The organism is Caulobacter sp. 05T431, assembly GCF_056665975.1.
In genome coordinates, this window is the sequence record NZ_JBFTKU010000028.1 from 55,493 (window position 1) to 65,059 (window position 9,567).

The window sequence follows — 9,567 nt, forward strand, 5'->3', positions numbered from 1 at the left end:
CCAAACTGTCGACCGGCCGTCACCGACCACTGTTACCGCAGATCACTAAGCCGGCGCCGCTCCCCTGAGCGCCGGCGTGGGGATCCAATCGATGAAACGACACCTGATGCTGGGCGGGGCCTTGTGCGCCCTGCTGTCGGCCACGCCGCTCCTGGCCCTGGCCGCCGAACCCGCCGCGGCCCCCGCCGACGCCGCTCCGGCCGCCGACGCCAACGAAGTCGACGCCGTGATCGTGCTGGGCCAAGGCCAGAGCCGCCAGGTCCAGACCATCAACACCACCCAGATCGAAGTCCTGGCCGCCGGCTCCAGCCCGCTGCGCGCCATCGAGAAGCTGCCGGGCGTCAGCTTCCAGTCGGCCGACGCCTTCGGCGCCTACGAGTGGTCGACCCGCGTCGCCATCCGCGGTTTCGACCAGAGCCGCCTGGGCTTCACCCTGGACGGCGTGCCGCTGGGCGACATGAGCTACGGCAACTACAACGGCCTGCACATCAGCCGCGCCGTCACCAGCGAGGACCTGGGCAAGGTCGAGCTGGCCCAGGGCGCCGGCTCGCTGTCGACCGCCTCGACCTCGAACCTGGGCGGCACGCTGCAGTTCTTCACCCGCGACCCGTCGCAGGACTTCCACGTCCAGACCAACGCCACCCTGGGCTCGGACTCGATGTACCGGGTGTTCGGCCGCGTCGACACCGGCGCCATCGAAGGCCTGGGCGGCCTGCGCGCCTACGTCTCGGCCGTCGACCAGAAGGCCGACAAGTGGAAGGGCGGCAGCGAGCAGAAGCAGCGCCAGTACGACGCCAAGGTCGTGCTGCCCCTGGGCGAGACCGGCTCGCTGACCGCGTTCTATAACCACTCCGAGCGCCGCGAGCAGGACTACCAGGACATGTCGTTCGACATGATCAAGCGCCTGGGCCGCGACTGGGACAACTTCCAGCCCGACTGGAACAAGGCCGTCGGCGTCGGCGCCGTGCTGAACAACCCGGCCTACTACGCCGGCCCGACCCCGATCCTGAACGGCGGCTACTGGACCGGCGTGGGCACGAACCCCTACGCCCAGTACGGCGTGGCCACCCCGGACGACGCCTACTACGCCGGCGCCGGCATCCGTGACGACGACATCTACGCCGTCACCCTCAAGCACGACCTGGGCGAGATGGCCCGCTTCGACCTGACCGGCTACGGCCACAAGAACCAGGGCCAGGGCCTGTGGTACACGCCCTACACCGTCAGCCCCGGCTACGGCACGGTGGGCTCCAACGCCGCCCCGCTGTCGATCCGCACCACCGAGTACGACATCGACCGCAAGGGCCTGATCGGCAACATCTATGTCGACCTGGGCGGCCACGCGATCAGCGCCGGCTTCTGGACCGAGGACAACGACTTCCACCAGGCCCGCCGGTTCTACGCCGAGACCCTGAACCGCCCGTCGCGCGACCCGCTGGACTTCCAGTCCAACCCGTTCTTCACGCAGTGGGAATACAAGTTCAACACCAAGACCACGACCGGCTACATCCAGGATGTCTGGACCGTGACCGACGCCCTGAAGGTCAATTTCGGCTTCAAGGCCCTGAAGGTCGAGAACGAGGTCAAGTCGATCGTCGGCAACCTGAACGGCAAGATCGAGTCCAAGGACAGCTTCCTGCCCCAGGTCGGCGTCGTCTATGACCTGAACAACGGCGTGGAGCTGTTCGGCGGCTACACCGAGAACATGGCCGCCTTCGTCTCGGCCGCCACCTCGGGTCCGTTCGCCTCGCAGAACCAGGCCGTGGTCGACTACATCCGCGACAACCTCCAGCCCGAGACCTCCAAGACCTTCGAGGGCGGCGTCCGATACCACAACGACCGCTTCCAGGGCGTGGCCGCGCTCTACCACGTCGACTTCGAGAACCGCCTGGACAGCGCCAGCACGGCCCCGCCGATCCTGGGCCTGCCCGCGGTGCTGTCGAACGTCGGCTCGGTCGAGACCAAGGGCGTCGAGCTGGCCGGCCAATACGAGATCGCCGACGCCTGGTCGCTGTACGGCTCCTACGCCTATAACGACTCCACCTACCAGGACGACGTCCCGGGCGCCGGCGGCGCGGTGGCCATGCACACCAAGGGCAAGGACGTGGTCTTCACGCCCAAGCACCTGTTCAAGGCCGTGCTGGGCTACGACCACGGCACGGGCCTCTTCGCCAACCTCGGCGTCAGCTACACCAGCTCGCGCTGGTACACGTTCGAGAACAACGGCGGGAAGGTCGACGGCTTCACCGTGGCCGACCTGACGGTGGGCTACCGCTTCGACGGCGCCGAGCAGGCCTGGCTGCGCGGCCTGGACATCCAGGCCAACGTCACCAACCTGACCGACGAGGACTACATCTCGACGGTGGGTTCGGGCGGCGCGGCCAAGGCCGACCCGGCCGGCACGGCGATGACCCTGCTGCCGGGCGCCCCGCGCCAGTACTACGTGACGATCCGCAAGCAGTTCTAGGCTTCGGCGTCAAAGCATCGGGAGGGGGCCGGAAGCACGTCTTCCGGCCCCTTTTTCGTGTCCGGACAGGATTTCGGGGCTGTCCCGACAGGGCTTTGCTGGCCCTTCGCGGCGAGGCGGGGCGTGTTGCGGACATGACCGACACACATCCCTCCCCCGTCCCTTCCGCCGCCGGCCTTCGCCGCGAGATCGTCGACATCGTCCGCACGGTCGGCGTCGCCCTCGCCATCGCCCTGGCCTTGCGGATCGTGCTCTTCCAGCCCTTCACCATCCCCTCGTCCTCGATGGAGCCGGGCCTCGTCACCGGCGACTACATCGTGGTCTCCAAGCTGGCCTACGGCTGGAGCCGGGCGTCGCTCCCCCTGAACCCGCCGCTTTTCCGGGGCCGCCTGCTGGAGCGCGCGGCCAAGCGCGGCGACGTGGTGGTGTTCCGGCTGCCGCGCGATCCCAGCCAGACCTGGATCAAGCGCGTGATCGGCCTGCCCGGCGACCGGGTCCAGGTCCGCGACGGCCGGGTCTTCGTCAACGGCCGGGCCTTGCCGCGAACGCCCCTTGGCGTCACCCAGGACCACGACGCGCCGGACCGGCCGGTGCTGACCGTCAAGGAACGCGCGCCAGACGGCCGCTCGTACGTCACCTACGACGGCGGCCCGGGCCAGCCGGGCGACGACACCGACGCCTACGTCGTGCCGCCGGGCCAGTACTTCGTGATGGGCGACAACCGCGACAACTCGCTGGACAGCCGCTTTCCCCGCGAAGTGGGCGTGGGCCTGCTGCCGGCCGAGAACCTGGTGGGCCGGGCGAAGTTCGTGCTGTTGTCCTGGCGATCGGGCGCGTCGATCCTCAGGCCCTGGACGTGGCTGGACCTGCAGTGGGACCGGTTCCTGAAACCGATCCGCTGAGCGGGGACATGCCCTCGCGGCGTGTCCCCAAGACTTGGCGCGGTGGATGCTGATGGGGACACGCCCAAGGGCATGTCCCCGCTCAGCGGCCGTTGAACTCCTCGCGGCTCAGCACGCCATCGTGGTTGGCGTCCAGGCGCTCGAAGGCCGCGTGGGCGGCGAGCGGACGGGCCAAGGAGGGGGCGGCGACCGCGCCGACGGCCAGGCCGGCCACGGCGGCGGCCGCGACCCGCCACACCAGGTTTGACCGGCCGGGCCTGGCCGGTCGTCCCTGCAGTTCCTGGTCGATGAAGACGCGGACCGCCTCGCTGGCCGTGCGCCGCGTCTCGCGGCAGCGCGCCATGAAGGCGACCTTGGTCTCGTACGGCAGACGGACCTCGAGCATCTCGCTCTTCTTGGGCGGCTTGCCAGCACTCATGGGAACATCCTCTCGGCTCGGTCCAAGAGCTAGCATCTTTCCCAGCGGCCAAAAAGAAAGCCCGGACCAAACGGACCGGGCTTTTGAAGTCGTTAGGGAGGAAACGCCCAGGAAGGGCAGAGGCGCTCGGCGCCTCACGGGGCTGCTGGTACCGCTAACAGCGTGCGATTGCAAGCGATTCCCAACACGAAAGGCGCGGCGAGCTGACGCACCCGTCGCTCGCCGCCCGCCCCGCCCTACTCGGCCGCCTCCTCCTCGTACTGGACCGGGGCGGCCTCGACCGCCAGGCCCAGCTTCTCGGACATCAGCAGGGTCAGCAGGGCCTGCATCACGCCGCCCGAAGCGCCCTCGCCGCCCGCGCCGGTGATCTGGACCTTGGGCACCACGTCGACGCCGCTGGTCTCCAAGGCCTCGGCGAAGCGCTCGGCCACCTGGCGGGCCAGCTGATAGCGGGCGCCGCCCGAGGCCTCGACCTGGCTGGCGATGGCCTCGGCGGTGGCGAGACCCACCTTGGTCACCTTCTCGGCCTCGGCGCGGGCCAGGGCCACGACCTTGCCGGCCTCGCCTTCGCCGAGCAGGCGGGTGGCGTCGGCCTCGGCCTTGGCCAGGGTCCGGCGCTGCTGGGCCTCCTGCTCCGAGCGGGCCAGGTTGGCCTTACCGGCGTTCTGCTGCACCTGGATCGACAGCTGGCTCTCGGTGATCGCCGTCTGCTGCTTGGCCAAGGCCTCGGCCTCGCGCAGCTCGCGCTCCTTCTGGGCGGCGAACTTCTGCCGCTCGTATGTGCCGACCTGCTCGTCGGCGATCTGCCGCTGGCGCAGCTGGGTCAGGATCTTCTCGATCTGGTCGTCGCCGCTGGCCGAAGGACGCGGCGTGCCGATCAGCACCTCCTGAAGCTCCAGGTTATAGAGGCCGAACTTGGCCTTCATCTCCTCGCTCGACTGGCCCTGGATCGCGCTGCGGTCCTGCAGGAGCTCGATCAGGGTGCGGGTCTGGCCGATGTTCTTGAAGTAGGCGCTGACCATCGGATCCAGGGTCTGYTCGACCAGCTTCTTGATGTCGCCGAACCGTTGGATGACCAGCGGCGCCTTGCGGTAGTCGATGTGCACCACGACCGAGACCGGCAGGGTCGGTTCGAACGCGTCGCGGGTGATCAGCGACACCTCGGCCAGGTTCTCGTCGAACTTGTGCGAGCCCACGGCCATCGTCTCCCACTTCAGGATGAAGTTGGTGGTCGGCACCATGGTCACGCGGCCGGCATAGGTGTTGAAGGCGTACTTGCCCGGCAGCAGCGGATCGCGCCACACGCCGCGCTCGCCGTTGGCCACCAGCTCGCCGTGGCGATAGCCCTCGCCCGACGTGTCGGCGCCCAGGGCGCCCGTATAGGACACCACCACGCCCACCTGGCCGACCTCGACCACGGTCTTGTTGATCCGCTCGACGGTCGCGAACAACCGGTTGATGTAATAGGTGCCCTCGACCAGCACCTGCAGCTGGCGACCCTTGCGGCCGCCGGCGGCCAGGAACTTGCCGGCCTCCTGGAAGCTGTTGTGGAAGGTCGTCGGATCGTCCGGGTCGCCGCCCACCAGCGGCGCGATCAGCTCGCCCGACGGCAGCCCAGGGCCGTCATGCACGGTGATCACCCCGATCTGGTCGTCGGCGTCCTTGATCACGACCGGCTCGAACCCGCCGCGTTCCTCGATGATCTCCGACATCTGGGCCAGCAGGGCCGCCTCGTCGCGGTCCAGGCTGAGGGCGAAGGTGCGGTCCTTGGTCACCACCACGAACTGGGCCAGGTTTATCGCATAGGCGCCCTCGCGCAGGATCTTGCGCTGCGGGCCCTTCTGGCCGCCGGCCTCGAGGAAGGCGCGGGCGTTCTGGAAGTCGACGCCCTCGGGGTGCGTCGCCAGGGCCTGGTCGGCCTGCAGCGGCGCGCCGTCACGCGCGAAGACATAGCCGATCCGTCCCTGCGGGATGGTCACCAGGGTCTGGACGTGCAGCCGGTACTGGAACGGGAAGAAGAAGTGCAGGCCGCCGCGCAGGACGTCGGGCTGGAAACCCGCCTCCTCCTTCAGCGCGATCAGGCCGCCGGCGATCGAACCGCGCCGGCTCCACAGCTTCTCCACCACCGCCACGCGGTTGTTGCCGATATAGCGGACCATGCCCGACACCGCGACGAACACCGCCGCGACGAGCACGACGAAAAGCGCCGAACCGACCAGCGGTCCCAACGCCAAGACGTTAGACATTTAGGTAGCCCCATTGGCCGCCTGGGAAGCGATCATCGCTCCATGAAACAGCGGCCATGCTTCAGGTATGCATGCTGCGGCGCAGCGCAATCATGAGGCGATCACATCGGATCACGGACGCGGGATAAGGGTTACAGKGCGTTCATGTGGCCCTTCCGATTTCCTGCTGACAACGGCCGCGCTTCTGCATAGCGTCCCGCGCCATGATCAGACCCTCGCTCCTGGCCATCGCGGCCTGCCTCGCCCTGTCGTCGCCGGTCCTGGCGGAAAAACTGACCCCGGAGCGGATCTTCGCCGACCCGGCCCTGAACGGTCCCACGGCCAAGGGCGTGGCCCTGTCGCCGGACGGCAAGCGCGTCACCTATCTGAAGGGCAAGGCCGAGGCGGCCAACGTCCAGGACCTGTGGGCGGCCGACGTCAAGGGCGGCGAGCCCTACCGGCTGATCGACTCGGCGGCCCTGTCGTCGGGCGGCAAGGAGCTGTCGGAGGCCGAGAAGGCCCGCCGCGAACGGGCCCGCGTCTCGGCCCGCGGCATCGTCGAGTACAGCTGGGACGAGGAAGGCCGCTTCATCCTGGTGCCGCTGGACGGCGACCTCTATCTGGACAGCGTCGCCGACGGCAAGGTCACCCGCCTGACCCAGACCCCGGGCGACGAGGTCGACGCCAAGGTCTCGCCCAAGGGCGGCTTCGTCTCCTACGTCCGCGACCAGAACCTCTACATCAAGCCGGTGGCCGGCGGGGCCGAGAAGGCCCTGACCACCGAGGGCAAGGACGCCCTGTCGTTCGGCACGTCCGAGTTCGTCGCCCAGGAGGAGATGGACCGCTTCACCGGCTACTGGTGGAACCCCGGCGAGACCAGCATCGCCTACACCCGCGTCGATGAAAGCACCGTCGACATCATCCCGCGCGCCGACATCGGCCCGGGCGGCGCCACGGTGGTCGAGCAGCGCTATCCGCGCGCCGGCCGCCCCAACGCCGTGGTCGACCTGTTCGTCCAGGACCTGGCCACCGGCAAGACGGTCCAGATCGACCTGGGCCCGAACAAGGACATCTATGTCGCCCGCGTCGACTGGTCAGCCGACGGCAAGACCCTCTACGTCCAGCGCCAGACCCGCGACCAGAAGACCGTCGAGCTGATCGCCTATGACCCGGCCACCGGCCAGGGCAAGACGATCGTCACCGACACCGACGCCCACTGGATCGAGCTGGGCGACGACTTCAAGCCGCTGAAGGACGGCAGCTTCCTGTGGTCGTCCGAGAAGTCGGGCTACAAGCACCTCTACCACTACGCCGCCGGCGGCAAGCTCATCGCCCAGATCACCCGGGGCGACTGGCCGGTGAACGCCCTGGAAGGCGTGGACGAGGCCCGCAAGACGGCGATCTTCTCGGCCTCGATCGACACGCCGCTGGAGCGCCGCATCTACGAGGTGAGCTACGCCAAGCCCGGCAAGCCCAAGGCCCTGACCCCGGCCGGCGGCTGGTGGACCGCAAAGGTCGCGGAGACCGGCGGCGCCTTCACCGCCGGCTACAGCGATCCCAAGACCCCGCCCCAGACCGCGCTCTACGACAACACCGGCAAGCGCGTGCGCTGGATCGAGGAGAACAAGCTCGACGCCAGCCACCCCTACTGGCCCTACGCCGCCACCCTGCCCGTTCCCGAATACGGCACGCTGAAGGCCTCGGACGGCGAGGTGCTGCACTACGAGATCCTCAAGCCGGTCGGCTTCGACCCGGCCAAGAAGTATCCGGCCATCGTCTCGGTCTACGGCGGCCCGCACGCCCAGACCGTCAGCCGCAGCTGGCAGAAGGTGTCGGAGCGCCCGTACCTGGAAGACGGCTACGTCATCTTCAAGTTGGACAACCGCGGCAGCACCAACCGCTCGGCCAAGTTCAAGCGGGCGCTGGACCGCCGCATGGGCACGGTCGAGGTCGAGGACCAGCTGGCCGGCGCCAAGTTCCTGGCGGGCCTTCCCTACGTCGACGCCGACAAGCTGGGCGTCATGGGCTGGTCGTACGGCGGGTTCATGACCCTGATGCTGATGACCGCGCCGGACACCCCGTTCAAGGCCGGCGCCGCCGGCGCGCCGCCCACGGAATGGGGTCTCTACGACACCCACTATACCGAGCAGTTCATGGGCAAGCCGGACGAGAACAAGGACGGCTACGCCAATTCCGACGTCCTCAACCGTCTGAAGAACCTCAAGCCCAGCAGCCTGCTGCTGCTGCACGGCATGGCCGACGACAACGTCATCTTCGAGAACAGCACCCGCCTGATCGCGGCGCTGGAGACCAAGGCCATCCCGTTCGAGATGATGCTCTATCCGGGCGAGCGCCACAGCGCGCCCGGCAGCAAGACCAAGGGCCTCCACGTGCTGAAGACGCACCTGGAGTTCTTCGATCGCCAGCTGAAGGGACAGTAGCCGAAGAAGGGGACACACACTCACCCCAAGGCGTTCGCCAGGCTGGTCGAATGCTCGCCGTGAGTGTGTGTCCCCTACTCCGCCCCCAGCGTCTTCAGCACGAACTCAGCCCGCGCCGCGACGCCGACCTTCGGCAGGATCGTCACCGCGTAGTCCAGCCGCCCATAGGCCTCCAGCAACCGCCCATACTCCGCCGACGCCGCCTCGAACCCGTGGGGCCGCCCGGGGTCGTTGACGTAGATCTCGGGCCAGGGCGGGGCCAGGAGCACCCGCCGGTGATAGCGGTGCGCCCGACCAAGCGGCTCCACCACGGGCTCGCCCGTCGAATGTTCCAGGGCGGTCACCGCATCGACCAGACCCCGGTCGAAGAACACCCAGCCTTCGGCCGCCGCCGCGACCTCCCGATCCGCCAGCGCCATGGCGACGGCGCGCCGCGCGAAAGCCGCCGGATCGACCCAGGGCAAGGCCGTCCCGTCGCCGGCCATTTCCTCCCCCACGATCCGCCGCCCGGGCTCCTCGACGACGGCATGGCCCCGCCGCCGGAGTTCCTCCAGCAAGGTCGACTTGCCGCCGCCGGAACAGCCGGAGATCACGACGAAACGGTTCATGGTGGATCCTTTCAATTCCCCCTCTCTCATAGAGAGACGGAGGGACCCGCCGCGAAGCGGTGGGAGGGTGAGTGGTTACAGTCTTCCAGGACGGAGCGGTGACGCGGAGCGGCATGAGTTCGCGGCCGCGATGATGGTGGAAGTCCGGATGGCTTCGAAAGAGCTCGACGGCTCTGGGTTTACCGGCCAACGGTGAAACCACTCACCCTCCCACCGCCTGCGGCGGCGGGCCCCTCCCTCTCTCAAAGAGAGAGGGGTTTGGGGTGCGTATCCCCGCCTCATCGCGAACCAACCCGCTGATATCGCTGCGCTAAATCTTTATTCCCCGCAGGGTTTCCCGGCGGCCGCATAATGGCTCCACCTCGACGCGGGAAAGGGCGCATGGCCAGCGACCGATGCGGCGGCGGGGGCGATCGAGCGGGAAGCTCTGTCGGATCCGGTCCGCGTTCGGTAGGGGCCGGAACAACCTCATGTCTCTGGTGCCGGTCGGGCGTGGTCCACAGATA

Annotated in this window: 6 protein-coding genes; 3 read left to right on the top strand and 3 right to left on the bottom strand. The window is 68.4% G+C overall.

Annotation, left to right across the window (positions count from 1 at the left end):
* The first annotated feature begins 91 nt into the window (after positions 1–91).
* Complete coding sequence (locus AC1U89_RS21895; protein ID WP_479901751.1) at positions 92–2,467, top strand: TonB-dependent receptor; 2,376 nt, start codon at positions 92–94, stop codon at positions 2,465–2,467.
* Between the two features lie 134 nt (positions 2,468–2,601).
* Positions 2,602–3,369: a signal peptidase I gene (gene lepB, locus AC1U89_RS21900; RefSeq protein ID WP_479901752.1), complete on the top strand. Its 768-nt coding sequence runs from the start codon at positions 2,602–2,604 to the stop codon at positions 3,367–3,369.
* An 82-nt stretch (positions 3,370–3,451) separates the two neighbouring features.
* Here the strand turns inward: lepB and AC1U89_RS21905 are convergent, their stop codons facing one another.
* Positions 3,452–3,787 (bottom strand): hypothetical protein, encoded by a 336-nt coding sequence (locus AC1U89_RS21905; protein WP_479901753.1) that lies wholly within the window; start codon positions 3,785–3,787, stop codon positions 3,452–3,454.
* A 236-nt stretch (positions 3,788–4,023) separates the two neighbouring features.
* The gene (locus tag AC1U89_RS21910; RefSeq protein ID WP_479901754.1) at positions 4,024–6,033 is read right to left on the bottom strand and encodes an SPFH domain-containing protein; all 2,010 of its coding nucleotides are present in this window, start codon (positions 6,031–6,033) and stop codon (positions 4,024–4,026) included.
* A 203-nt stretch (positions 6,034–6,236) separates the two neighbouring features.
* On the opposite strand from AC1U89_RS21910, the gene AC1U89_RS21915 reads away from it, so the two are divergent.
* Positions 6,237–8,453, top strand: a complete 2,217-nt coding sequence (locus AC1U89_RS21915; protein WP_479901755.1) for a S9 family peptidase — start codon at positions 6,237–6,239, stop codon at positions 8,451–8,453.
* A gap of 74 nt (positions 8,454–8,527) precedes the next feature.
* On the opposite strand, the gene AC1U89_RS21920 is transcribed toward AC1U89_RS21915, so the two are convergent.
* Complete coding sequence (locus tag AC1U89_RS21920) at positions 8,528–9,061, bottom strand: AAA family ATPase (protein ID WP_479901756.1); 534 nt, start codon at positions 9,059–9,061, stop codon at positions 8,528–8,530.
* Between the last annotated feature and the right edge of the window lie 506 nt (positions 9,062–9,567).

Excerpts from the sequence above, each read along its gene's own strand:
- AC1U89_RS21895 (WP_479901751.1), top strand. The coding sequence starts at position 92 with ATGAAACGACACCTGATGCTGGGCGGGGCCTTGTGCGCCCTGCTGTCG.
- lepB (WP_479901752.1), top strand. The coding sequence starts at position 2,602 with ATGACCGACACACATCCCTCCCCCGTCCCTTCCGCCGCCGGCCTTCGC.
- AC1U89_RS21905 (WP_479901753.1), bottom strand. The coding sequence starts at position 3,787 with ATGAGTGCTGGCAAGCCGCCCAAGAAGAGCGAGATGCTCGAGGTCCGT.
- AC1U89_RS21915 (WP_479901755.1), top strand. The coding sequence starts at position 6,237 with ATGATCAGACCCTCGCTCCTGGCCATCGCGGCCTGCCTCGCCCTGTCG.
- AC1U89_RS21920 (WP_479901756.1), bottom strand. The coding sequence starts at position 9,061 with ATGAACCGTTTCGTCGTGATCTCCGGCTGTTCCGGCGGCGGCAAGTCG.